Here is a 24,685-nt window from a genome sequence, read left to right on the forward strand (position 1 = left end):
AATATATATTTTTTTATTTTTCAATGCGTCCTCTTTTCTTCAATACAGCAAAGGCAAGCAAAGCGATAATTGCCGTAAGTGAAATTGTATAAATCACGGTTGCGCCCGTCTTTATTGTTGTATTGTCAATCTGTGTATTGCCTGTGTTGTTGCCGCCGCTTGACGAGGTTTCCACAAGTGCAAAATCAGTCGGCTGTGATAATGTAAACACTGCTTTTCCGTTTTCAAAAGAGTCGGGCTTTATGTATTTTATGCCGTCATCGCCGTCAAGTACCGCAAGGCTTACATTTTTGCCGCTTACCGGCAAGGTGAGTTTTAAATTATTGTCACACCAAAATTCCGCAAATGCCGAGTTTCCGTTATTGTCCGAAAGTGTGCCCTTGTAAAAATCAAGAATTTTTCCGTCCTTAATAAGCGACTCGAATTTTTTATACTGTTCGTCATCTGTTGAATAAGCAGTGTAGCTTACATTGAGTGACGAGTGCATATTGCCCGAAAGAGTAATGCCGCTGCCTACAGATTTAACGCTGTACTTTAGGAAGCTGCCTTTGATGTACGGATAACCTCTGTTAAAGTCAGAGCAAATAAAGTTTATACTGTCATCTGTAACACTGTTTAACTTATCCGCAAGGCTTGCGCTTGCCATTTCAACCGTTCTTTCGTATGCAATATTTGTACTGTCGGCTTTTGCCTGTGAATCCGTGCCTACTGCATTGAGTGAATTTTGTGCTGTGTAAAATACATTCTTGACTGTTACACCGTCAGTTCCCACAATGCCGTTCAAGCCGACAATCGAACCCTTTGCAGAATTGATTTTGCAAAGTACATTGCCGCAGTTATAGGAGCTTTCGATTTTGCCGCTGTTCTTGCCGACTAAACCGCCTGCAACCGTTGAAGTATCGAGTCCTGTCTTGCCTGTGTTTGCACAACCGTAAATTTCGCCTGTGTTAATTGCCGAAATACCGCCGCACTCGTTGCCCTTTACGATCGAGCAATTTCGTGTGCCTGTAATTTTACCGTTGTTAATACCCGCAACACCACCGCAGACATCTGCGTTAAGAATCGAGTTAAGATCCGATGCGTTGATTTTTAAATTTTTGATAAAGATTGTACCCGATACAGCGTTTATACCGCTTACGCAATGGTCAATCACACCGTCATTTACAGCCGCAATTCCGCCGCCTGTTTTTGCACTGCCCTTAAAGTCGCAGTCATAAACAAACAAATCTTTTACAATGCCTTTTTCTCCGATAAATTCAAACAGTCCGCCGTATTCGCCTGCGGAAATATTAAGTGCGCCTATGCTGTAGCCGTTGCCGTCAAATGTGCCGTTAAACGGTTTATTTTCAGCAACAGAGCCGATTCCCTGTGCCCAGCTTGAATTTTCATCTGCGTAAATATTATTTACAAGAATATAATTCTTGTCGCCGTATCGCTTGTAATCGGTTCTTACAACCTGTGAAAGTTTTACAAGGTCGCTGTAGGTTTTTATAATAAATCTGCCGTCGTCGTCCTTGTCAAACTCATCGGGTGTTCTCTCAAAGTTTGAATATGTATTGTCAAAGTCCGCATAATAAACCGTACCGCCGTTAAATACGGGGTAATCGTCAGGAGTAAGACCGTTGTCTATGTTCTGATACCAAACCTGTGTGCCGTCGGTAACACCGTTGTTGAGTTTAAAAGCAACTTCACCGCACTTAAATTCGGAAATTGTTTTTTCGTTTGCCGATAACCCCAACTTGCTGTCTGTACCGAACGGAGTGTTTCCCGTATCTTTGTTGTAATAATTGTTTGCGATATTCGACTTGTTAAAATTCCTTGCCCAACCGATAATTGCGCCGCAATGACTGCCGCTGCCGTTATCGCTTATCTTTGTGTAATTGTAGCAGTTTTCGATTGTCGGGTTTGTATTGTTAAGGTAGCCGAGAATACCGCCGACATATGCGCCGCTTTGCGTTGCTGTAACTGTGCCTAAGTTTGCGCAGTTTTTAACTCTTGCGCCGCCGTTTGAGTAAGCTATTACGCCGCCGATACAATCGGAAGAATTATTGAGGTGAATGCTTCCGTAGTACATACATTTCTCAATATCTGTTTTATCATTTCCTACAGAGCCGATAATGCCGCCTGCGTGCGTTACCTGCGAACCGTATTTGTCATTATTTATATTTACATAAGAAACTACATTTTTGACAGAACCCAAATTAATGTAGCCGACAACACCGCCGATATGACTTGCGGAATTTTTGACTGTAATGTCGCCGTAAACCGTAATATCGGAAACACTGCCCTCGTTTACAGAACCGAAAAGTCCTGTGTAATCTGAAGCCTTGCTTATATTAAGATTTAAAATACTGTGTCCTTTGCCGTTAAAATTGCCTTTATAATTATTGACAGGCGCCCATTCCCTATTTTCAAGGTCAATGTTTGCGGCAAGTTCTGCGTTTGCACCTGCATTTTGCTTATCAAAATCAGCATAGCTGTGGTCGCCGTTTACAAGTGATGAGAACCAGAAAAGCTGACCTGCGTTGTTTATCGTATACACATCGGTGCTCTTATTATAAATGGCAGGCTGATACTGACCGCAAATTGTGCAAAAGCCCTTTTCATTATATGTATGAGTGTGTTGTGATACAAAGTTTGTCATATAAATTCTTTCGCTTAGCTTTGCGTCAATATAGTTTGCCATAACAAAACCAATGCTTTGTATAGCGCTTGATGTGGCTGGCTGTGACAAAAAGCTGTCCTCCATAAGCGACCTGTTTACTATTCTTGGCTGATTAATATTATCCTTAGCACCCGAATAGTTAAAAAGATAATTTCCTTGCTCGGTATATTTATTCTTAGTAGCATCGGAAATTGTGCTGTAAAAATAAAGGAGTTTTGTATCTGCGTCGCGCTCGCCGTAATTATCCTGTACATAAATATTGCTGTTTCCTACACGAACGGCATTTTTATTAAGAGAATAATCATTATCGTCCCATCTGCTTGCATCCATACCGAAAGCGTCCATTACAGAAAAGCCTAAATCTTTGCTTTCTGCTTTTTTAATGTAACTGTCCGAAAAATCGAGTCTGCGAATAAATACAATTTTTCCTCTTACATCCTTGAGCTTAGGCGAATACTCACTTCCGCCCTTCTGCGGTTTGTAAATCGGATAATTTTTATTATTCAGATATTGCTTTAAAACAATATCACCGATAATTTCGTCGCTGCCGTTCGAATCTCCCTTCAAAGTCATCACAACAGTTTCGTAAGGATGTTCTTTAAGGAAATCTTTGGCAGTGTCCATTATATTACGCAGAGTCATATCACTGCCGTCCCTGTTGTGGCAGGTGTAAAAATTTTCTCCGTGAATAATAGTAGGATTACTGTCTTCGTTAGTTGATTTTCTTCTGTTAATTCTTATGTCCCATGCTCTTACTCCCGAATTAAGCTGTTCGTCGGGATAAAGCTGCTGACAACATACTTTTGAAACCTGTTCTGCGACATCAGTCATATAAGTTGCGCCTGTGTCATGCGTTCCGGGCATATTAACCTCTGAAAGATACATATCATCAGGCAAATGTGACATCCAATTGCCGCTGTTTATTACATAGCTTTTATCGGTTTTGTTTTTTACATCTTCGGCAGTATATGAATTTAATGAATTCATATTAAGAAATTTCAAATCCCACTTAAAAGCTTTTTTGGAAAGAATAAGTTTTACATCATTGTTATCGTTTTTATTTTCATATCCCTCAATCGAAAGATACAGCTTGTTGCCTACATTATAAATGTAATAAACATTAGCCTCGGAATCAACAGGAATAAATCTCCAAAGCTGACTCAAATGATTGTTGCCTAAATTTTCCCAAACATGAATAACAGCCTTATTTGGGTTATTCACACCGTCTACATCCCATACGGCATCATATGGGACTGACGAACCATAAGCATTTTTCGGAACATTCTCGTTAATATCATAACTTCTCAGTCTGTAAGCTCTTCTTGAGCTGACCCATTCCGCAGTAATTTTAGGAGTTGTGCCGGTGTAATAAAGCTGCAGGCAATTACCTTGAACCACTGCGTCATTATTTACATTTACATCACTGATATAATCTTTTGGATAAAGCATAAAAACAGGAGCGTTTTCCTGCGGCGTTATTTTATTGGAATCACCGCCGGGAATCTGCTGTTCTCCGAAATTTTCGGATACATCATCCGTAGCCCTAACAACCCACTCTGTTTTTTTAGATGTCAATGCAATTTTTGATTCTTGTTTATAAGCATTATTCTCCGTACCGACATAAAGATTGTTGTTTTTTTGGTCGGTAATTTTAGCAATTATGTAGTATGTATCTGCTTTGTTAGGTACAGGCTCAAATCTGAAATATTGATTATCATTTTTCAATGTGTCGTCCCATTGATGAATAACATTACCTACCTCCGACTTTTTATGTTCAACATCGAGCCATTTTTTAAAATCATCACATTTTATACCGTAATAATCACCTTTTTGCTGAAGCTTCATCTTACATTGCTTACCGCCGAGATAATCAAGATGAGCTACATTTGCTCCATATCCTGTACCGTTGATGTTCCAACGGAACTCGTTGCGGGCAAGCGGCTTATCGGTGTCTTTATCAGGCAAATTAAGATAAATATAATACAGCTTGGCTGTGTCAAACTTTGCCGATTTTGAGGCGTCCATACTTTTTAGCTCTGCCGCATTTGCAGTCACTGCAAAAGTGCCGAGCGTAATAATCGCCGTGAGCAGCAGTGCCGTGAACGATTTAGTCAGTCTGATTGCTTTGTTCATTTGTTTCCCTTCTTTAACAATATTTTTATTTTTTATAATTATACCTATATTTTGCGATTTATTCTATACAAATAGCACGAATTGCAGAAATCCGTCACAAATTGATATGCAAAGACAAGATTTTTACAAAAAAATGTGGTACAATGTTGAATATAGTAATATCGTACCGAGGGGATTACAATGCGCATTGCTGTTATTGACGATCTGAAAAGTGACAGACAATTGCTGATAAGCAGGCTTAACAAGTTACTTTCGGATAATAGCATTAACGGAGAAATATACGAATTTGAAAAAGGAATTGATTTTATAAATGCCTCAAAGCAAACAGCATTTGAAGTTGCATTTATGGATATTTACATAGATAAAGAAAACGGAATAGAAATTTCAAAACTGCTTAGAGAATTTGATAAGGAATGTATCCTGATTTTTACAACCACTTCGTCAGACTATGCACTCGAGGGCTTTAAAGTAAGGGCATTTGACTACCTTGTCAAACCATATACGACAGATGAACTTAAAATTGCATTTACGGATATTTTAAACCGCCTGCCGTCATCGGACAAATATATAGAAGTAAAAGTAATCGGCGGCACACAGAGAATCAGGCTGAATGAAATAATCTACGCCGAACATTTTAAGCACTGCATCAACATATACAAAAGCGACTGTGCAACCACCGTGGTTCGCAGTACATTTGCGGAGTTTGGCAAACAGCTTGAAAGCGACGAAAGATTTTTTATGTGCAACCGTGGAGTAATTATTAATTTTGATTACGCAAGCGATTTTGACGGAACGGAATTTATACTGAACAACGGAGTGAGAATTTCGGTCAGCCGAAGTCTTACAAAATCCGCAAAAAGTCGGTTCGCCGATTTTATCTTTAACAAGAGGTGATATTGTGACGGAAATGCTACGACCTATGCTTGAGCTTGCCGTGCTGATACCCGGCACTTTACTTGCATACCTGCCTATGAAACAGCATTTAAAAATAAAAATGGGCGCATTGACGGCAATTTGGCTGTCAACACTCCTTATGCTTTGCATAGTGGGCGGACTGTTTTGTTATTCGTTTGAAATAAAAACAATTTCTTTAATCCTGCCTGCCTTTATGCTTATGACCATTGCCTACTGCGCAACGCTTAGGACATCTATATTGAAATCCGCAAATATTGCACTTGCCGTGTGCGGCGTTTATGCCTGCCTTGCAAGCATAACACGAGCCATTGACTCAATAGTTTATCCTAAAAATATCGAGCCTTGGTTCGGGCTTACGGGCGGAATTGTTTTCAATATTTTTTGCTGGATATTTGTAATGCTTGCGTTTTACCCTGCCTCTCACGCAGTATGCGACCTAATAGACGACGAAAACATTGCTCACACATGGTATGTGTTCTGGATATTACCCGCTGTTTTTATCACCATAAACATATTTATAATACCGTGGAATCCAAACATTCTGCATACAGGAAGAATTATGCAGGGATATATTGTAATCTGTTGTACGATGCTCGGTTTGCTTTTGCTTTTTTACGCTCTGTTTTACATAATGGCAAAAAGCCTTAATAACAATCACAAGCTCACACAGGAAAACACAATTCTGTATATGCAGCAAGAGCAGTACAACACGCTTAATAAGGCGATTGAAGAAACCCGACACGCCCGTCACGATATGCGGCATCATCTGTCGATTCTTAATTCGTTTGTCAAACGAAAAGATTGGGCAGGCCTTGAAAATTATTTAAGCAAAATGAGCAAGAGTATTCCGAGTTCGGAACTCAAGCTGTGCGAAAACAATGCGATTGACGGAGTAGCGGGGCATTATTATCATAGGTATAAAGATTTGGAAATACCGTGTGTATTCAAGCTCGAACTTCCAAAAGAACTTTCCGTATCTGAAATTGATATTTGCCTTGTGCTCTCTAATTTGCTTGAAAATGCGCTTGAGGCAAGTATGCGAACCGCACCCGACAAACGAAGAATAACCGTGTTTGCAAGAATGCACTCGGATAATGTAGTGCTTATTAAAGTAGAAAACTTCTACAACGGAGTTGTAAAAGAAAAAAACGGAATTTTTGAATCAAGCAAACACAGCGGCGAAGGCATCGGCACACAATCCGTCCGCCGCATAGCCGAAAAGGGCGGCGGCTACTGCCGTTTCACGCAAAAAGACAGCATCTTCACCGCCGATGTAATGCTTAGAGGAAAAAGTAAATAGTTGCAGGAAAATAAAAAGCACAGACTTTCGTTATTTTGAAAAGCCTGTGCTTTTTAATTTTTAATACTGAATTTTATTCATATCCCCTTATCCTTACCGCAAGAACCGTTTTTTAAATTTTCCGAAATATTATAATTAGTATTTCAGAAAAGAAAAAAGAGCAGTTAAAAATTACTCTTTTGGTGCAGGTAACATACTTTTGTTTTAGAAAAAACTTTTTACCTCGCCTATTGCGGCTTGTCCATAGTCAAAGTATCATCAACGCTCTCGCTAAAAACAGTCCACCGGACTGTTTTCTTAACGCTCGTCTTCAAGTCCTGAAAGAAAATCAACAAAATTTTAAGAGGTATTAATACTTATGTGTACTAATACCTCTTTGTGGTGCAGGTAACAGGACTTGAACCTGCATGAAATTGCTTTCATATGGACCTGAACCATACGCGTCTGCCAATTCCGCCATACCTGCATATATATTAATTTGTATTCTTGCGACAGGTTAGTCTGCCTACAAAATCTATTAAAATAGATTTTGTATAAGTTCGTATTGCCAAATCACAGATTTGGATACTCACTTAAATTCCGCCATACCTGCATATCTATTAATTTGTGTTCTTGCGACAGGTTAGTCTGCCTACAAAATCTATTAAAATAGATTTTGCATAAGTTCGTATTGGCAAATCACAGATTTGGATACTCACTTAAATTCCGCCATACCTGCATATCTATTAATTTGTGTTCTTGCGACAGGTTAGCGATATTCAAAATATCATACTAACAGATTTATTATATCAAATCAATTAATAAAAGTCAATCGGATAGGCGAGATTTTTATATTTTGTTTTACAGCAGACAGCACAAAAATGCTGTCCGCCCTAATCAAATATAATTTAGACCGTAAGAATAAATATCATTCCAATTTCTGTGTATAACTATATCGGCTGTCAGGTCAGTATCATCATACACTATATTATATCAAAGAGGATTGACCTGCTGCTCAGAAGGCAGTTACTCTGTCATAAAAAAGAGTAACCGTAAATTTAAGCCGCCCCAAAAAGTTAGACTGAAAATCTAAAGATTTGTAGGTCGGTTTTTATGGCTACTCCTATATTTATCAGCGTTTTTTATTATTTAGTACCGAAAATTCTGTCGCCGGCATCACCGAGGCCCGGACGGATATATGCGTTATCGTCAAGTTCACGATCGAGTGCGCCAACATAAAGCTGAATGTCAGGGTGCGCTTTCATAAGGGTTTCAACGCCCTTAGGCGCTGCGATAATTGACATAAATTTAATTTTTTGACCGCCGTGCTCTTTGATGTAATCTACAGCGGCAACTGCCGAACCGCCTGTCGCAAGCATAGGGTCTACAACAACAATCTGTCTTTGGTCGATCGGCTCGGGAAGTTTGCAGTAATATTCGTGAGGCTCGTGAGTGACAGGGTCACGATAAAGTCCGATGTGACCTACTCTTGCTGACGGTACAAGTGCGAGAATACCGTTTACCATACCAAGACCGGCTCTTAAAATCGGTACTACGGCAAGTTTTTTACCTGAAATTACAGGCTGTTTTGACTCTTCAAGCGGAGTTTTAATAGAAATTTCCTGTGTTTCAAGGTCAGAAAGTGCCTCGTATCCCATAAGCATAGCAATCTCTTCAACAAGTTTTCTAAACTCGTTTGTAGATGTGCTCTCTTTTCTGAGCAATGTGATTTTGTGTCGGATAAGCGGGTGTGTCATATATGAAACAGACATAATTTTCCTCCGTATTTTTTAATATTTTATCAACTTTATATATAATATCACATTTTATAAATATATTCAAGCAGTAAATAAAATTTTTAGTGAATTGAATTTAACTCGGAAACTCTTATATTGTGAATTGTTGCGTCTTTTGATTCGATACGCAAGCTGTTCAGATTACTGTCGGCGATATATGTCATACCCATAAATACAGTGCCGAAATCAGCGAAAATTTCAGTGTATAAAGTATCGAAAATTATTCTCAAATCTACTGTGCCGTTCTCACATTTAAGCGGTGCGGATTTATCAAGACACTGCAATATTTTATCATCTGCATTAAAAGATATTTTAAGACCGAAAAGCTCCAAAGAAAAAGATTTTTCCGCACTTGCAGAAACAGAAATATCGCAGGCTTTGCTTTGAATACTCTTAATAAACGGCATATCCGAATTAATCACAACATCGGTTTTGACATCTCTGTTTTTATAAAGCGTTTCAAATTCTTTTACAGGCAATGCCGATAGATACGGTTCACCGTTAATTGTTTTTATAGTCATATTTTGCGGTATGTTAAGACAACTGCCAAACGGATTATTCGGTATTACAAATGACGCAAAAGCAGTTCTCACTCGTCTGCCGTTAGGTATATCCGACCAGGATTGAGCGGCATATGACGCATTACCGAAATTCAGTCTTTTTTGTTCGGTTTCAATAATAAATTTATTGCCGTCAAACGAGCCGATATAATACCTGTCGGAGGCGGCTGAAAATATCCATTTAATATTTTTGCTGTCGCCGTCTGCGCAAAGCGGATAAAAGTCGGGACATTCCCCATCGTCGGGTAATGAAATTTCCTGTATTTGCGACCAATCAAGCAGATTTTTGGATTTTAAAATTGCAAAGCTGTGACCGTCAAGGAACAGCACCATAATATAACTGTCATCAGGTTCACAGTATATTACTTTCGGGTCACGGTTTTCTTTTATAATATTTTTAATTATAGGATTTTTGTCATATTTAATCAGCGTTTTGCCGCCGTCATTACTGTAAGCAAGACATTGTGTAAACGGTTTTCCTTTAGAGGTTTCTGATGTATTTCCCGCAGAAGTATAAAAATATAAGATTGCAGGCTCATTACCTCTCTGTAATCCTGTCAGATTTTTCTTGTCAATTATTGCACTGCCCGAAAACATTGTGCCGTCTTTATCGGGAAAAAGTACATCTCCGATTTCTTCCCAATGTATAAGGTCATCACTTACTGCGCCGCCCCAATGCATATTTTCCCATGTTGTGGCAACTGGATTGTGCTGAAAATACATAAGATACCTGCCGCCGTAATATACAAGTCCGTTCGGGTCGTTTATCCAGCCTTTTGAAGCCGTAAAGTGCACCGAGGGTCTGTATTTTCCGTCATAATCGAATTGTATTTTATCGGCTTTTTCAAAGCAAATATTCATCATAGGATTGGATATAATTTTTATCTTGTTACCCTTAAATCTTCTCATATTAACAGAAAATTTATAATCGGGAGAATCATTGTCAAGTTTTAAAACTATATCATAAACGAGTTCATTGTCAATATAAAAATACAGCCTTTTGTTTTGTGCGTTATCGCTTGTCGGAAACAATATATAATTAGTATCACATAAAAATTCCATTTTATCACCTTGAAAAATCAGTAATATTAATAACAATTTAATTATATTATCAGTATTTATATTTGTCAATACTTCACAAAGCAAAAGCCTACAGATTGTATTCTGCCAACTTTCGTTTAATCGTTATTTATAATATTTCTGATTTCTTCTTCCGCCTGTCTTACTTCTTCAAGAAAAGCGAGTGAGGATACACGCAATGCGCCGTTTCCGAGAATTATCATTTGCTCAAGTGCGTCAGAAGTGACAACACGCACTCTGTTGTTTTTCGCAAGTTTATGCGATACTTTCTCTATGTACATATCAGCAGTTTCTGCCTCTTTGGTGTAAACAATGCTGATTCCGTTCACGGTTTCCACTTCTCTGTACTGCCCTTTTACACGGTAAGCATCAAATACGAGAATGAGATTGCACTTGCTGTATCCCTGATAATTGCAAAGAATATTTATAAGCACCTGCCTTGCACAGTCAAGACTGCGTTCCGTCAATTCTTTGAGGTGCTCCCAGGCAAAAATCACATTGTATCCGTCTACAAGCAAATATTCCGTGCCGTTGTACTGCGGATTTTTCATTAATTTTTCAGCCGCCTTATCTATTGCGGAAACCGCAGTAACCTTTCGCTTTTCGGGTGCTTTTTTATGAGTAATCGGGCCGTAAGTCTGCTCAAAAATTTGCATAAGTTCTTTGTCAAGAGCAAAAACATCGTCCTGATTTTTGCATTTTTCAAAGGCGTTTTTGCTGTTTGTACTTACGCTGTCCTCCTTAACGGGTTCAAGAATACTCGGCAAATGCATATGCTGTGCAACTTCATTCCAAGGCACATTGTAACCTGCACCGTGCGAGCAAAAGACAGAGCCGCAAGGATTTTCTAAGTCGGCATCGCAGTCATAACCGATACTTTCAATAACTTCTTCTGCATTGTGACACGGCTCATATCCCTTTAAAATACACGCAAGTTTGCCCTTGCCGTGAGTGTATTGCATAACCTCTTTTGTGTAACTTCCCATTTCCGAAACAGGGCAGGTGCCGCTCAAAACCGTAACATCTCCCCTGCTTTCCGGTGATGAAAATGTACCGTTCATACGCTGAATATCCGTCATTGCCCTGCCAATATTTTCATTGGGAACTTCAAGCGTAAATTCATAAACGGGTTCAAGCAAAACGCTTTTTGCCGAGCGCAAGCCTTGTCTTACAGCTCTGTAAGTTGCCTGTCTGAAATCTCCGCCCTCGGTATGCTTTGCGTGAGCTTTGCCCGATACAAGCGTAATTTCAACATCAGTAATCGGTGAACCTGTCAACACTCCGATGTGCGTTTTTTCGTGCAGATGAGTAAGAATAAGCCTTTGCCAATTACGGTCAAGCAAATCTTCTTTACAGCGTGAATTAATGATAATTCCACTGCCACGCTTAAGCGGTTTTATAAGCAGATGAACCTCCGCATAGTGCTTGAGCGGTTCAAAATGGCCTACTCCCTCAACGGTATTTTCAACGGTTTCTTTATAAATAATACTGCCCGTGCTGAATTCAACCTTCATACCAAAGCGTTCGTAAATTATACTTTTGAGCACTTCAAGCTGAATTTCGCCCATAAGCTGAATATGAATTTCCGCAAGTCGGCTGTTCCAAACCACATTAAGCTGTGGGTCTTCATTCTCTATAATCTTAAGTTTTGTAAGGGCAGTGTGTGGGTCTGTTCCGTCCAAAAGGTCGACACGATAAGTGAGAACAGGCTCAAGCATTGGCAAATCGGAATCCGCTTGAGCACCGAGCCCGTCACCGGGTTTTGCAAAGGTAATGCCTGTTACTGCGCAGACAGTACCTGCCGCCGCCTCGTCAATCGCAGTGAATTTCTCTCCCGAATACACTCTGATTCGGTTCACTTTTTCGGCATTGACATTTTTGTCACTCTTAAGCACTTCACGCACCTTTAAACTTCCGCCCGTCACTTTCAAAAAAGTAAGTCTGTTGCCCTGATTATCCTCTGCGATTTTAAAGACCTTCGCACCGAATTCATCGGGATAATCGGGCATTTGTGTATATAAGTCAACGCAATCTATAAATTCACGCACGCCGTCAAGCTTCAGTGCCGAACCGAACATACACGGAAAAATTTTGCGCTGTTTAATCGCTCTTACAATATCCGAATTTTCAACGCTGTCGGTTTCGTAAAATTTCTCGAGAATTTTATCGTCACATACAGCAACACTCTCACGAAAAGCATCCGTATTTCGGTATGTAAAATCAATGCAGTTTTCATCAAGATTTGTTCTAAGCTGTGCCATAACCGCAAGTTTATCCGCACCGTCAAGATCCATTTTATTTACAAAAATAAAACACGGCACATTGTATCTTTTAAGGAGTTTCCAGAGTGTTGCAGTGTGACTTTGCACACCGTTTGTACCGCTGATTACAAGAATTGCATAATCGAGAACCTGCAAGGTGCGCTCCGCCTCGGCTGAAAAATCAATATGCCCGGGGGTGTCAAGCAGAGTAAATTCGGTATCGTTGTACTTCATTACAGCCTGTTTTGAAAATATGGTAATGCCTCTGTCACGCTCAAGCGAAAATGTGTCGAGAAAAGAATCCCTGTGGTCAACTCTGCCAAGTTTTGTAATATTGCCCGAACAGTACATAAGCGCCTCTGAAAGCGTAGTTTTTCCCGAGTCAACATGAGCAAGTATTCCGACTGCGATTTTCTTCATTTTATCACCGTACCCTGCAAAATAATACAAAAATCAATTAATAAAATTATATCACAGCAAACGCAAGTTGTAAATTATCCAATTGTATTTTTATAACTTAGCAATCATCGGTCGGGTAAACACAGCAAAAGCCAAGCCAATCTTCTTAAACTCGTTTTCCGATAAATTTGTAACTTAATCATTTTCTTAACTTCTTTTAAAGTTATTTTCATCAAGTTAGTTTTTGCTAACTTTTCTTTTAAGAAAAGCTGTGTGTAAAGCATCGTGTAAATACTTGTTCACACAGGTTATGTTTTTAGATATTATGGTTTATACTATATAATTAGCACTTACAGTTTTTTCTGCGTAAACGGCTAACCTTTTGCCGCTTTGCGACATTTCATCGACAAGATTAAAAATATCACCGAATTATTACGGCATTGCGTAAAATAATAACTACGGGGTGATTTTATGAAAAGTAAAAATAAAACAAACAATGCGACAAAAGAAAATGAATTTGCAAACGCAAATAAAAATCTTGAACGCTGTCTTGACCAAATGGCGAACGCTTATTCAACCTATGACTGCACAGGGCTAATTCCGAGCAAGCCCGAAAACGAGGCACAGCTTGAGTCATACAAAGAAGTTTACAACTACCTGCCGACCGATGCGGACACTTTATAAAACAATGTTGTTTTCGAGAGCGGCATTTATTTCCCGAGAAATATTTTTCATATCATCGGGAATCGGCGCAGTGACAGTAATCGGCTGTTTTGTTATCGGGTGCACAAAATCAAGTTTACCGCAGTGCAAAGCCTGCCTTTGAATTTTATCGAGTTTGCCTCCGTACAAATCATCGCCCTCAAGCGGATGACCGAGGTATGCCATATGGCAGCGAATCTGATGCGTTCTGCCTGTTTCAAGCACAAGACTTACCAGCGTGCAGTCTTTGCCCTTTACAAGGACTTTGTAATGCGTAACGGACGGTGCGCCGTCTAATGTGACCTCTCGCACCATTTTGGAGTCTTTTTTTAACGCAATCGGTGCATTTACAGTGCCGTTTTCATTTATAATTCCCGAGCAGACTGCAATATATGTTTTATTAAGAGCAAATTTTACAGCATTTGCCGTGTATCGGTCTTTGGCAATAAAAACTATACCGGAAGTATCCTTGTCGAGCCTGTTGATTGCACGAAAAGTGAACTCCTTGCCTTTGCTCTGCGCATAAAATGCCACAAGATTGGCAAGCGTGTCGCTTTGGTGCTGTTTTACAGGGTGAACAGGCATTGAATACGGCTTGTTTACAATTAAAATATAGTCGTCTTCGTACAAAATGTCAAGCTCGCCCTCGACAGGCTCTATACCGATTTTTTCATCGGGCAGACTGATTTCTACAGTTTTTCCTGCCGACACAGTATCTATCGTACGCAAAATTTTTCCGTCCATCAAAATACCGTCTTTTTCACGCTTTAATCGTGTTATCATTCTTGATGAAAGTCCGCAGAACGAGCGCAGAAAGCTAAGGGCATTCACCCCGTTATATTCGGTTGGAACGGTAAAAATCAGCTTATCAGACATAAATATATCTCCATATCAGAAACACTAAAATACATTGAAGTGCAAAAATTACAGGAATACCAATCATAAATTTCGGATGTTTGGTTTTGTGGCGGATAATCAGCATAGTTATATACATAGACACACTGCCGCCGAGCGCTGAAAGCAAAAGCAAGGTGCTTTCGGGAATTCTCCACTTTCTTTTAATTGCTTTTACTTTATCTGATATTGTTACAATGATTGATACAAGGTTTATCAGTACAAGATAAATCAGTAACAATTGTGAATAAATTTCCATATTACACCTCAAAAGGAAGGATTTAGATGTCTGTAAAAAAACTTGCACCTGTAATTGTATCTGCCGTTCTGCTGATAACCGCCCTTGTGGCACGAGCGTACTCGGTGAAAAACGAAGCAAAACCAACCTCAACCGCAACGGTTGACACTGCCACAATCGACAGTGCAGTCGATGAGCAGCCGAAAAAAGCCGAAAAAGAAATGCGTGGCGTGTGGGTTTCTTACATAGAACTTGATATGCAGAACGAAACGGACAAAAGTGAAGCCTCATTCAGAGAAAAATTTAAAAACATAGCAATCAACAGCAAGAATGCAGGATTTAATACGCTTATAGTACAAGTCCGTCCGTTTTGTGACGCACTGTACGATTCAAAATTTTTTCCGTATTCGCACATTTTGAGCGGCAAACAGGGAGTAAATCCGGGTTATGACGCACTTGAGGTAATGTGCGAGGTCTGTTCGCAGCTTGACCTTGACATTCACGCATGGGTGAACCCGTACAGAATCAGCACAGACAGCACTCCGCAAGCCTTGAGTGAAACCAATCCGTATGTGATTGACAACGAAATAGGCGAAGAAACCGAAAACGGAATTTTTTTAAATCCCGCAAACAAAATGGCACGAAACCTTATAATCGACGGTGTAACCGAAATTGTAAGGAATTACGATATTGACGGAATACAATTTGACGATTATTTTTATCCCACGCAAGACAGTGATTTTGACGATACGGAATATTCCGAGTATGTGGAAACCGTAGGCGAAATGAACTGTATGTCAATTGATAATTGGCGGCTTGCCAATGTAAACACACTGATTTGCGATACCTACAGAGCAATTCATAAAATCAGTGATGATGTGGAATTCGGCATTTCCCCGCAGGGAAATATCGACAACAATGCACAGATTTACGCCGATGTAAAAACATGGTGTATCTGCAAAGGTTTTGTGGACTACATATGTCCTCAGCTTTATTACAGCCTTGACAATCCCGCATTGACATTTGAAGATTCCCTCACCGCATGGTCTGAGCTTGATATTAATAAATCGGTAAAACTATATGTCGGATTGGCGGGCTATAAAGCAAACAGCGATGCCGACGAGGGCACTTGGCTTTACAGCAACAATATTCTTGCCGACGAATATAAAACAGCTGTTAATAACGAAAAAGTCAGCGGAATTATGCTCTACTCATACTCCGCACTTAAAGACGAAAACGCAGGTACGGAAATTGCTAATCTTACAAAGGCTATGAGCAATAATTTAGATGCCGAAAATCAAACAACAGTACCCATACAGTAATCATCTTCGGCAGATGTGATTTTAACATTCACAATCTGACCGCAAAGGCTTTCGTCGTCGGATATAATATGAACAGGTGTGTAGTTTTTTGTGTAACCCTCAAGATAGCCGTGGCGAAGTTGCTCAATAAGCACAGACTCAGTAAGACCGACCTGTGTTTTCAGAAATTCCGCTCTTGACTCGGCAACAAGCTCGCCCATCTCTTTGGCTCTCTGCTCCTTGATATTCGGCGCTATCTGGTTAGGCGCTTTGTCGGCAACCGTGCCTTTTCTTCTTGAATACGGGAACACATGTACCTTTGCAAAGCCTGTCTGCTTTACAAAATCCATAGACGCTTTAAAATCGTCTTCGGTTTCCCCTGCAAATCCAACCATAACATCGGTGGTTATTGAAGAATTGTCAAATGTATTTCTGATGTTAGATACAATCTTGCTGTACTCGGCGGTATCGTAATGTCTGTTCATTGCTTTTAATGTGTTGTCACAGCCGCTCTGAAGTGAAAGGTGGAACTGTGGGCAAAACTTAGGTTGAGCGGCAAGCCTTTTTATCATCGGTTCGTCCATTTGCTCCGGCTCAACAGAACCAAGTCTGACACGCTCAATTCCCTCTTGTGCGCACACACATTCTACGGCATCGGCAAGGTTAAGTCCCTCGTCCTGACCGTATGCGGAAAGATTGATACCTACAAGCACAACCTCAAGATAACCGTTGTTTGCGATTTTTTCCACTTCGGCTTTAAGCGCCTCTATGCTCTTTGAACGAACTCTGCCTCTCGCAAAAGGAATAATGCAGTATGAGCAGAAGCGGTTACAGCCGTCCTCGATTTTTATAAATGCTCTTGTATGCTCGCCGAGAGAAGATATGGATAAATCTTCAAATTTCTCGTTTTTTACAGGGTGCGGTGATATAAAAACATTTTTCATATGATTTTCAATATATTCGTAAATGGCGGGAACAAGCTCCGCTCTTTTTGCGTTTCCGAGCACTATGTCGCAATTCTCAAAATTTTCCTGTCTGTCGGGAAAAGCCTGCGGCATACAGCCTGTAAGCACAATAATTCCGTCAGGATTTTCTCTGCGGATTTTATTGATAAGCTTACGGTTTTTAGCGTCACTTACAGAGGTAACTGTGCAGCTGTTTACTACAGTTATATCGGCAGGTGTGTTTGGCTTGGCAAGTTCAAATCCGTTTTTCAGAAGAACCTCACGCATTGCCTGTGATTCATACTGGTTTACTTTACAACCGAGGGTTATTATATTAAAATTCATACTGATTTTCCTTTTTTTCGTATAATATGTGGATTTTAAAATATTGCTTATTTTGTTATTGAATTAATGTCAAAAAAATGGTATTATAGTGCTGTTATTATTTTAACGAGGTGATATAAGATGTTTAATATTCCGATTACAATTACAAGTCAAAAAGAAATTATGGATGTATTTGAAATTTTCACAAAATTTCCCCACGAAACTATAATGATAAAAAACGGCGATGTCGCCATTGACGGACACTCTATTATGGGATTTTTCTCGTTAGATATTAACAAGCCTGTTGAGCTTGTTTTAAGCTCCGAGCCGACAGAAAGCTTTACAAATGCGCTTTCAAAATATATGGTTGCCGCATAAATAAAATTTACACATTTTTAAACCCTATGACATTTGCCATAGGGTTTTTGTTTTATCAGGAATTTTTATCAACAGTATGGAACTTCTTTAAGTTACCTGTCTTTTCGCTGCGCTTGTCAAGCTCTGCAAGCACATCTTCAAGAGGGATGTTCTGCTGAACCATCATAACCGTAAGATGATAAATAAGGTCTGCAATCTCATAAACAGTTTCGCTGTTGTCGCCGTTCTTTGCGGCAATAATTGTTTCACTGCACTCCTCGCCTACTTTTTTGAGAATTTTGTCAATTCCCTTGTCAAGCAGGTAACAAGTATATGAACCTTCCTTTGGATTATCTCGTCTGTTTACAACTGTCTGATAAAGTGCTGAAAGAATTTCATTCTCGTTCACTTGTATTCACCCTTTATATATTATTTTAATTGTGTATAAAAACAGGAATGATTGCCTGTGTGACAAGCTGCGCCTGTCTGCTCAACCGTAATAAGCAAAGTATCGTCATCGCAATCTCCGAAAATTTCAATTACTTTTTGAAGATGTCCCGATGTAGCGCCCTTGTTCCAAAGCTCCTGACGGCTTCTTGACCAAAACCATGTGTATCCTGTTTCAAAGGTCTTTTTCATACTCTCTTTATTCATATAGGCAAGCATAAGCACTTCGCCTGTTGATTTTTCCTGAATAATTGCAGGAATTAAATCTGATTTCACAAAAAATTTATCAAAATCAATATTTTTTTCCATAGTGTTTTCCTTAAATCTTGCTTGTAATTTCAATAGCCTGTTTCAAATCGAGGTTGCCTGTGTAGATAGCCTTACCGCAGATTGCGCCGTAAACATCAAGCTCCGCAAGGTTAATTATGTCTTTAAGAACAGACACGCCGCCGCTTGCTACTACTCGGCAGTTTACCTCGTGAACAAGGTCGTCAAGCTGCTTTAAATTAGGGCCTGCAAGTGTACCGTCCTGGTCAATATCGGTAAACACAATCTGACCAACGCCAATATCCTCCATACGCTTTGCAAGCTCTATGTAGTTGATTTCCGACTCGTCAATCCAACCCTCGGCACAAACCATACCGTTTTTAGCGTCAATGCCAACAACAATTTTGTCGCCAAAAGCCTTTACCGCCTCAATTACAAAGTCAGGATTTTTTACAGCCGCCGAACCCAATATAACCTTGTCGATGCCGTTGTTAAGGTAGCGTTCAATAGCAGCCATATCACGAATACCGCCGCCTACTTCTACCTTAAGTCCGCTCTGCTTTGCCACATCAATGATGAGGTCTGCATTTGCGAGAGTAGCGTCCTTAGCGCCGTCAAGGTCAACCATATGCATATACTGTGCGCCTGCAGCTTTAAACTGTTCAGCCGCTTTATAAGGTGTGTCGCACACCTTTTCTACTGTTGAGTAATCACCTTTAAAAAGTCTTACGCAGTTACCGTCTTTAATATCTATTGCAGGTAAAATAATCATTTATAACACTCCTTTAGTGGAAAGAGGTTTATTTGAGGTATTTTCCTTTACGGCAAGTCTTAATGCGTGAGCAACCGCTTTATAAATTGCTTCTGTAATATGGTGAGAATTGTCACCGTACAAAGACTTTATGTGCAGAGTAATGCCTGCATTGTAAGCAAGTGCTCTCATAAACTCAACAGTCATTGCACAATTGTACTGACCGCACATTTCCTGCGGAAATTCTGCGTCAAATACAAGGAAAGGTCTGCCGCTTATATCGACAGAGGCAAACGCAAGCGCCTCGTCCATCGGTACATAAAAACTGCCGAAACGGTCGATAGAAGATTTATCTTTTAAAATTTGAGAAAATGCCTTGCCGAGGACTATACCCGTATCCTCAACTGTATGATGCTCGTCAACATACAAATCGCCCTTAACCTCAAGCTCAAGACCAAAGCCTGCGTGTGTGGCAAACGAATTGAGCATATGGTCAAAAAATCCAATGCCTGTGTCAATTGAAATATCTCCGCCCTCAAGACAAAGTGAAAGCTTGATGTCGGTTTCTTTGGTTTTACGGCTGATTTCTGTTTGGCGCATTTTCTCACCTCAAATAAGTTATCTAAACAGAGCCTAAAAGCTCAGTCTATATGATTATATCCTTTTTAAAGACGATTTACAATAAATATTACAAAATTTTAATAATTTCCGTAAATTTAAATCAAATAATTTTTTGACAAAACACTCTGTCAAATCACTATTCATTTTAACTTAAAATCATTTATTCAAAATCAATGTCATCAAATCTGACTTTGATTGAATTTGCGTGTGCTGTAAGTCCCTCTGTGTCCGCAAAGCGAACTACATCCTGCGCATCGTTTCTTAATGCCTCTTCTGTGTAGCAGATAAAGCTTGATTTCTTAACAAAGCTGTCAACCGATAGCGGTGAGAAAAATCTTGCTGTACCGCTTGTAGGAAGAACATGGTTAGGACCTGCAAAATAGTCGCCGAGAGGTTCAGGTGAATAGTTGCCGAGGAATACCGAACCTGCGTTGTCGAGTTTGCCTACATACTCCATCGGATTTTCACAGCATACTTCGAGATGCTCCGGAGCAAGCTCGTTTGCGAAAAGTACGGCCTGTTTCATATCACTGCACACAATAATCGCACCGAAATTGTCAAGCGAAGAATTTATAATTTCATTTCTCGAAAGGGTTTGAACCTGTCTTTCAAGCTCTTTTACAGTCTGATTTGCAAGTTCTTCGCAGTCTGTAAGAAGAATTGCAGACGCAAGTTTGTCGTGCTCTGCCTGGCTCATAAGGTCGGCGGCAAGAAATTTAGGATTAGCCGATTTATCGGCAATAATAAGAATTTCGCTCGGGCCTGCAATCATATCAATATCAACGGTACCGTACAAAAGTTTTTTGGCTGTGGCAACAAAGATATTGCCCGGACCTACAATCTTGTCAACCTTAGGTACGCTCTCTGTGCCGTATGCCATAGCAGCAACAGCCTGTGCACCGCCCATAAGGAAAATTCTGTCAACACCCGCAAGCTTGGCGGCTGCAAGAATATTTGGGTTCGGCTTGCCGTTTTTCATAGGAGGTGTGCACATTACAATTTCCTCAACACCTGCAATTTTAGCGGGAATTGCATTCATAAGTACAGATGACGGATACGCAGCTGTACCGCCGGGAACATAGATGCCGACACGCTTCAAGCCTCTGATACGCTGTCCCATAATAACGCCGTTATTCTTTGTGGTAAGCCAGCTCTGCTGAACCTGACGCTTATGGAAATCCTCAATATTCTTTGCGGCTTTTCTTACTGTTTCGATATATTTAGGGTCACATTCAGAAATTACGGCGTCGATTTCATCAGCAGAAATCTCTGCCTTTTCAGGTGCTTTGCCGTCAAATTTAACGGTGTAGTCATATACCGCCTTGTCGCCGTTTGTCTTAACATTTTCAATGATTTCAGACACAATCGGAATAACATTCTTGTCTGAATTTTGCGCTCTGCTTTTGAGAAGCTCTATAAAATCGTATTCCTTTTTTCCGTCAGCAATTACAGTAGTAATCATTTTGTTACAGCCTCCAGTTTCTTTTGAAGTTCCTCAATTTCTGCCTTGCGAAGTTTAAGGCTTGCTGTGTTTGCAATCAGTCTTGCCGAAATTTCAGTTACCCACTCAATAACCTCAAGTCCGTTTGCCTTTAGTGTTGAGCCGGTTTCTACAATATCAACAATGCCGTCAGAAAGTCCCACAAGCGGAGCAAGCTCTACAGAGCCTTCGATTTTAATAATTCTGACATCCATATTTTTATCGTCAAAAAATGCACGGGTTACATTCGGATATTTAGTTGCAATAGTCTTTGTGTTGTATCCGCTGTAAAAATCTGTGCCTTTTTTAGTAGCAAGGGCAAATCTGCACTTGCCGAAGCCTAAGTCGAGCAATTCATAAAAAGAATTGCCGTTTTCGAGAATGGTGTCCTTACCTACCACGCCGAGGTCGCACACACCGTGCTCAACATATGTAATAACATCGGCCGCCTTTGCAAGCACAACCTCAAAGTCGTTGTCACCAATCGGAAGAATAAGTCTTCTGCCCTTATTGATAACCTCATCGCAGTTGTAGCCGATTTTTTGGAAAAGCTCAATAGTTGTTTTCTCAAGTCTGCCCTTTGTAAGAGCTATTCTTAATGGTTTCATTTGAAAAATCCTTTCACACTCAGCCGATAATCTGTACTTTTTCTATACCCATTTTTTCTGCAAAAGCCTTTGCCTCTTCAAGAGTTTCGAGCACGCAGAAACGGGCGTTAATTCCGTTTCTCTGCATATCGGCAACGGCATTGATTGCCTCAATCTCTGCGCCGTCATTTGCATAAACGAGAATATCGGGTACATCAGTATAGCTTGTATTTTTATCGGAAAGCAGTTTTTCTGTGATTGCGTCCGTATCAATCGCAAAACCCGCTGCGCCCATAGGAGCGTCAAATTCAGAAAGAAGGTCATCGTATCTGCCGCCCGAAAGGACTGCGTCACCTATGCCTGAAATATATCCGCAGAAAACAAAACCTGTATAATAATCGTTTCTCTGTACAAGACCGAGGTCAACAATGAGTTTGTCCCCAAGTCCGAGAGTTTTAAGCGAATCGTAGAGTGTATGTAAATAATTGAGTGCGTCAACAGCCTTTGTGCCGCTGCAAAGCTCTGTTGCCTTGTCAAACACTTCGTCACCGCCAAAGAGCGACGGCAAACTTCTGATAGCGGTTACAGCCTTGCAAGGCGCAAGTTTGTCAAGCAGGTTATTAAGAGCAGAATAATTTTTGCCCTCAATGGTAACTCTGATTTTCTCTTTGAAATCCTCGTCAATATCTATTTCACTGATAAGTGCGTTAAATACCTGTGCGTGACCGAGTTCGATTCTGAAATCATCGGCAACGCTCATAATCGCTCTGATTGCTGTTGAGAGCACCTCAAGGTCTGCCCTCTTGCCCTTTACGCCGAGCAATTCAACGCCCATCTGCATAAATTCATTTCTTCTGCCCATAAGAGTAGGGTTATTTCTGTACACTGCCTGCTTATAGTAAAGTCTTACAGGCATAATGCTGTTTTTAAGTCTTGACGACACCATTCTTGCAATCGGAAGTGTTGAATCGGGACGCATAACAAGAAGTCTGCCTTTGTTGTCAACTGATTTAAACATTGACTGCTGGTCAATTCCGCTGCATTCCATTGAAAAAATATCGTAAAATTCAATGCCCGGTGTGATTACTTTCTTAAAACCACCCTTTGTAAATACCTTTTCTATTTTGCCGCATACATCGTCCATTGCCGAACACTCCGCAAAAAGAAAATCTTTCATTCCTTCTGGGGTAATTTTTAAATTCTTTTTCATAAAAACCTCTTTATAAAACGCTTTAGTGTGCTAATATGCTAATATAATAACATATAAAAATGTACTTGTCAATTTTTTAACAAAAATATTTTTAATTACAGAGCAGCAAACAATTTTACTGCTCTGCAAAATAAATGTTATTCTTTGTCGTCTTTATTATCGTCATCGCTTTCGGAATTTGTATGTTTATCGGGTTTGATAAACTTCAAAAGCTTTTCCTTTTGAGCGTTTTCCTTTTCTTCTCTTATCTTCTTTTGTTCTGTGGCAATCTTTACATAATTCAGCACCTCAAAGTCAAGTGCCTCCTGAGCGATTTTGCCTTTGTTGTCAATAGCGTTTTTAACTCTTTTGCCGATCAGCGTATAAATAACCGCATATATAGGAGTACCTAAAATAAAGCCTACCATACCGAATAAACTTCCGCCGACGATAACGCTGAAAAGTACCCAGAAACTTGAAAGTCCGACCTGACTGCCGATAATCTTCGGCTTGAAAAGGTTGCCGTCAAGCTGTTGAATAACAAATACAATCGCAATGAATATAATCATATCCCACGGGCTTTCAAGGAAAAGAATAATAGCACTCGGGATTGCACCTATGAAAGGTCCGAAAAAAGGAATAATATTTGTTACGCCTATAAGAACCGCAATCAATGCGGCATACGGCAATTGGAAAATAGACATTGTAATGAATGTGAGCACTCCGATAAAAGCGGCGTCAATAATGTCGCCAACAAGGAATCTACCGCATTTTGTATCGGTAATATCGACAATCTCATAAACTTTAGGCAAGAATTTTATCGGAATAAACGCAACGGCAAGTCGCTTTACCTGTCTGCACAGCATTTCCTTTGCTGACAGGAAGTAAACGGAAATTACAATACCCATAATAAAGTTATAAATTCCCGCCGTGGTGTTTGTAATCATAGGTACAAGAGTATCAAACAACACATTTTTTGAGAAATTTGCAATTGTAGTGCCGTTTAAATTATTTGCAATCTCTTTGCCGAGTTGAGCAAAAGATGCGTCAATATCAATGTTTGCATTATAAGTCTTATTAGCCCAATCGGCAACGCTTGAAAGCCATTCATATACTGAATTAAAATATGACGGCACTCTTTCAACAAGGCTCGAAATATTGTCGCCGATCTGCGGAACAAGAATGGCAATCAAAAATCCGAGTACGGCAATTACCGCCGTATATGTGCAAATTATAGATAACGGTTTGCGCATTTTCGCAAAAAAAGCTTTTTTGTTTTTCAAAAATCCGAATACTTTTGAATAAAAGAATTTGTAAGGAAAATTCAAAATATACGCAAACAAAAATCCTATTACAAACGGTGTCAGAATAGATGCAAACATACAAATTGCGTTCCATACCACACTGAAATTATCCTTTACAAACAGCAAAAATATTGTAAAAAGAATACAAATCAGTACATTTTTTAATGTAAAAAGTTTTTTCATTTATTACG

At 39.8% G+C, this 24,685-nt stretch carries 20 protein-coding genes and 1 tRNA gene; 5 read left to right on the forward strand and 16 right to left on the reverse strand.

From position 1 onward, the window contains the following. Positions 1-13: 13 nt before the first annotated feature. Complete coding sequence (locus I2E21_RS02185) at positions 14-4,798, reverse strand: phosphatidylinositol-specific phospholipase C domain-containing protein (RefSeq protein WP_195410285.1); 4,785 nt, start codon at positions 4,796-4,798, stop codon at positions 14-16. A gap of 180 nt (positions 4,799-4,978) precedes the next feature. On the opposite strand from I2E21_RS02185, the gene I2E21_RS02190 reads away from it, so the two are divergent. Both I2E21_RS02190 and I2E21_RS02195 read left to right on the forward strand, forming a co-directional pair. Further along, positions 4,979-5,692 carry a LytTR family DNA-binding domain-containing protein gene (locus I2E21_RS02190; RefSeq protein ID WP_195410286.1) on the forward strand — a complete coding sequence of 238 codons (714 nt, stop codon included), beginning with the start codon at positions 4,979-4,981 and terminating at the stop codon, positions 5,690-5,692. Positions 5,693-5,705: 13 nt separating this feature from the next. Next, positions 5,706-7,013 carry a GHKL domain-containing protein gene (locus I2E21_RS02195; RefSeq protein ID WP_243240575.1) on the forward strand — a complete coding sequence of 436 codons (1,308 nt, stop codon included), beginning with the start codon at positions 5,706-5,708 and terminating at the stop codon, positions 7,011-7,013. A 379-nt stretch (positions 7,014-7,392) separates the two neighbouring features. On the opposite strand, the gene I2E21_RS02200 is transcribed toward I2E21_RS02195, so the two are convergent. The 4 genes from I2E21_RS02200 to I2E21_RS02215 all read right to left on the reverse strand — a co-directional run bounded on the left by I2E21_RS02200 (position 7,393) and on the right by I2E21_RS02215 (position 13,109). Next, a tRNA-Leu gene (locus tag I2E21_RS02200) sits at positions 7,393-7,479 on the reverse strand. Between the two features lie 658 nt (positions 7,480-8,137). Then, entirely contained in the window at positions 8,138-8,764 is a 627-nt protein-coding gene (gene upp, locus I2E21_RS02205) for a uracil phosphoribosyltransferase (protein ID WP_195410288.1), read from the reverse strand. 86 nt (positions 8,765-8,850) lie between these two features. Then, on the reverse strand, positions 8,851-10,410 hold the full coding sequence (locus tag I2E21_RS02210; protein ID WP_195410289.1) for a glycoside hydrolase family 32 protein: 1,560 nt from the start codon (positions 10,408-10,410) through the stop codon (positions 8,851-8,853). 116 nt (positions 10,411-10,526) lie between these two features. Then, entirely contained in the window at positions 10,527-13,109 is a 2,583-nt protein-coding gene (locus tag I2E21_RS02215; protein WP_195410290.1) for a TetM/TetW/TetO/TetS family tetracycline resistance ribosomal protection protein, read from the reverse strand. 450 nt (positions 13,110-13,559) lie between these two features. Between I2E21_RS02215 and I2E21_RS02220 the strand changes: the two genes are divergently transcribed. Next, the gene (locus tag I2E21_RS02220; RefSeq protein ID WP_195410336.1) at positions 13,560-13,772 is read left to right on the forward strand and encodes a hypothetical protein; all 213 of its coding nucleotides are present in this window, start codon (positions 13,560-13,562) and stop codon (positions 13,770-13,772) included. Here the strand turns inward: I2E21_RS02220 and I2E21_RS02225 are convergent. Continuing rightward, positions 13,767-14,666: an RluA family pseudouridine synthase gene (locus I2E21_RS02225; RefSeq protein ID WP_195410291.1), complete on the reverse strand. Its 900-nt coding sequence runs from the start codon at positions 14,664-14,666 to the stop codon at positions 13,767-13,769. The two genes, I2E21_RS02220 and I2E21_RS02225, sit on opposite strands and share 6 nt — an antisense overlap. Next, a complete protein-coding gene (locus I2E21_RS02230) occupies positions 14,659-14,943 on the reverse strand; it encodes a DUF1294 domain-containing protein (protein ID WP_186934851.1) in 285 nt (94 codons plus the stop codon). Before I2E21_RS02230 ends, I2E21_RS02225 begins: the two co-directional genes overlap by 8 nt. A 26-nt stretch (positions 14,944-14,969) precedes the next feature. Between I2E21_RS02230 and I2E21_RS02235 the strand changes: the two genes are divergently transcribed. Beyond that, positions 14,970-16,244 carry a family 10 glycosylhydrolase gene (locus I2E21_RS02235; RefSeq protein WP_195410292.1) on the forward strand — a complete coding sequence of 425 codons (1,275 nt, stop codon included), beginning with the start codon at positions 14,970-14,972 and terminating at the stop codon, positions 16,242-16,244. Here I2E21_RS02235 and mtaB read toward each other — a convergent pair. Continuing rightward, positions 16,220-17,512, reverse strand: a complete 1,293-nt coding sequence (mtaB, locus tag I2E21_RS02240) for a tRNA (N(6)-L-threonylcarbamoyladenosine(37)-C(2))-methylthiotransferase MtaB (protein WP_195410293.1) — start codon at positions 17,510-17,512, stop codon at positions 16,220-16,222. The genes I2E21_RS02235 and mtaB overlap by 25 nt on opposite strands. 120 nt (positions 17,513-17,632) lie before the next feature. Here mtaB and I2E21_RS02245 point away from each other — a divergent pair, with 120 nt between their 5' ends. Further along, a complete protein-coding gene (locus I2E21_RS02245; RefSeq protein WP_022235142.1) occupies positions 17,633-17,869 on the forward strand; it encodes a hypothetical protein in 237 nt (78 codons plus the stop codon). A 55-nt stretch (positions 17,870-17,924) separates the two neighbouring features. Here the strand turns inward: I2E21_RS02245 and hisE are convergent, their stop codons facing one another. The 8 genes from hisE to I2E21_RS02285 form a co-directional block, all read right to left on the reverse strand. After that, a complete protein-coding gene (hisE, locus tag I2E21_RS02250) occupies positions 17,925-18,257 on the reverse strand; it encodes a phosphoribosyl-ATP diphosphatase (RefSeq protein ID WP_022235143.1) in 333 nt (110 codons plus the stop codon). 20 nt (positions 18,258-18,277) lie between these two features. Further along, positions 18,278-18,604 carry a phosphoribosyl-AMP cyclohydrolase gene (gene hisI / locus I2E21_RS02255; RefSeq protein ID WP_022235144.1) on the reverse strand — a complete coding sequence of 109 codons (327 nt, stop codon included), beginning with the start codon at positions 18,602-18,604 and terminating at the stop codon, positions 18,278-18,280. A gap of 10 nt (positions 18,605-18,614) precedes the next feature. Continuing rightward, on the reverse strand, positions 18,615-19,334 hold the full coding sequence (gene hisA / locus I2E21_RS02260; protein ID WP_022235145.1) for a 1-(5-phosphoribosyl)-5-[(5-phosphoribosylamino)methylideneamino]imidazole-4-carboxamide isomerase: 720 nt from the start codon (positions 19,332-19,334) through the stop codon (positions 18,615-18,617). Then, a complete protein-coding gene (gene hisB, locus I2E21_RS02265; protein WP_022235146.1) occupies positions 19,335-19,913 on the reverse strand; it encodes an imidazoleglycerol-phosphate dehydratase HisB in 579 nt (192 codons plus the stop codon). Between the two features lie 181 nt (positions 19,914-20,094). Continuing rightward, the gene (gene hisD, locus I2E21_RS02270; RefSeq protein WP_022235147.1) at positions 20,095-21,396 is read right to left on the reverse strand and encodes a histidinol dehydrogenase; all 1,302 of its coding nucleotides are present in this window, start codon (positions 21,394-21,396) and stop codon (positions 20,095-20,097) included. Beyond that, complete coding sequence (hisG, locus tag I2E21_RS02275) at positions 21,393-22,022, reverse strand: ATP phosphoribosyltransferase (RefSeq protein ID WP_022235148.1); 630 nt, start codon at positions 22,020-22,022, stop codon at positions 21,393-21,395. The genes hisD and hisG overlap by 4 nt, the downstream gene beginning before the upstream one ends. A 19-nt stretch (positions 22,023-22,041) precedes the next feature. Beyond that, on the reverse strand, positions 22,042-23,211 hold the full coding sequence (gene hisZ / locus I2E21_RS02280; protein WP_195410294.1) for an ATP phosphoribosyltransferase regulatory subunit: 1,170 nt from the start codon (positions 23,209-23,211) through the stop codon (positions 22,042-22,044). 137 nt (positions 23,212-23,348) lie between these two features. After that, positions 23,349-24,677 (reverse strand): AI-2E family transporter, encoded by a 1,329-nt coding sequence (locus I2E21_RS02285; protein WP_195410295.1) that lies wholly within the window; start codon positions 24,675-24,677, stop codon positions 23,349-23,351. Positions 24,678-24,685: the final 8 nt, after the last annotated feature.

Source organism: Ruminococcus sp. BSD2780120874_150323_B10 (genome assembly GCF_015553695.1).
GTDB classification, from domain to species: domain Bacteria; phylum Bacillota; class Clostridia; order Oscillospirales; family Acutalibacteraceae; genus Ruminococcoides; species Ruminococcoides intestinale_A.

Excerpts from the sequence above, each read along its gene's own strand:
- I2E21_RS02185 (WP_195410285.1), bottom strand. The coding sequence starts at position 4,798 with ATGAACAAAGCAATCAGACTGACTAAATCGTTCACGGCACTGCTGCTC.
- I2E21_RS02190 (WP_195410286.1), top strand. The coding sequence starts at position 4,979 with ATGCGCATTGCTGTTATTGACGATCTGAAAAGTGACAGACAATTGCTG.
- I2E21_RS02195 (WP_243240575.1), top strand. The coding sequence starts at position 5,706 with ATGCTACGACCTATGCTTGAGCTTGCCGTGCTGATACCCGGCACTTTA.
- upp (WP_195410288.1), bottom strand. The coding sequence starts at position 8,764 with ATGTCTGTTTCATATATGACACACCCGCTTATCCGACACAAAATCACA.
- I2E21_RS02210 (WP_195410289.1), bottom strand. The coding sequence starts at position 10,410 with ATGGAATTTTTATGTGATACTAATTATATATTGTTTCCGACAAGCGAT.
- I2E21_RS02215 (WP_195410290.1), bottom strand. The coding sequence starts at position 13,109 with ATGAAGAAAATCGCAGTCGGAATACTTGCTCATGTTGACTCGGGAAAA.
- I2E21_RS02220 (WP_195410336.1), top strand. The coding sequence starts at position 13,560 with ATGAAAAGTAAAAATAAAACAAACAATGCGACAAAAGAAAATGAATTT.
- I2E21_RS02225 (WP_195410291.1), bottom strand. The coding sequence starts at position 14,666 with ATGTCTGATAAGCTGATTTTTACCGTTCCAACCGAATATAACGGGGTG.
- I2E21_RS02230 (WP_186934851.1), bottom strand. The coding sequence starts at position 14,943 with ATGGAAATTTATTCACAATTGTTACTGATTTATCTTGTACTGATAAAC.
- I2E21_RS02235 (WP_195410292.1), top strand. The coding sequence starts at position 14,970 with ATGTCTGTAAAAAAACTTGCACCTGTAATTGTATCTGCCGTTCTGCTG.
- mtaB (WP_195410293.1), bottom strand. The coding sequence starts at position 17,512 with ATGAATTTTAATATAATAACCCTCGGTTGTAAAGTAAACCAGTATGAA.
- I2E21_RS02245 (WP_022235142.1), top strand. The coding sequence starts at position 17,633 with ATGTTTAATATTCCGATTACAATTACAAGTCAAAAAGAAATTATGGAT.
- hisI (WP_022235144.1), bottom strand. The coding sequence starts at position 18,604 with ATGGAAAAAAATATTGATTTTGATAAATTTTTTGTGAAATCAGATTTA.
- hisA (WP_022235145.1), bottom strand. The coding sequence starts at position 19,334 with ATGATTATTTTACCTGCAATAGATATTAAAGACGGTAACTGCGTAAGA.
- hisB (WP_022235146.1), bottom strand. The coding sequence starts at position 19,913 with ATGCGCCAAACAGAAATCAGCCGTAAAACCAAAGAAACCGACATCAAG.
- hisD (WP_022235147.1), bottom strand. The coding sequence starts at position 21,396 with ATGATTACTACTGTAATTGCTGACGGAAAAAAGGAATACGATTTTATA.
- hisG (WP_022235148.1), bottom strand. The coding sequence starts at position 22,022 with ATGAAACCATTAAGAATAGCTCTTACAAAGGGCAGACTTGAGAAAACA.
- hisZ (WP_195410294.1), bottom strand. The coding sequence starts at position 23,211 with ATGAAAAAGAATTTAAAAATTACCCCAGAAGGAATGAAAGATTTTCTT.
- I2E21_RS02285 (WP_195410295.1), bottom strand. The coding sequence starts at position 24,677 with ATGAAAAAACTTTTTACATTAAAAAATGTACTGATTTGTATTCTTTTT.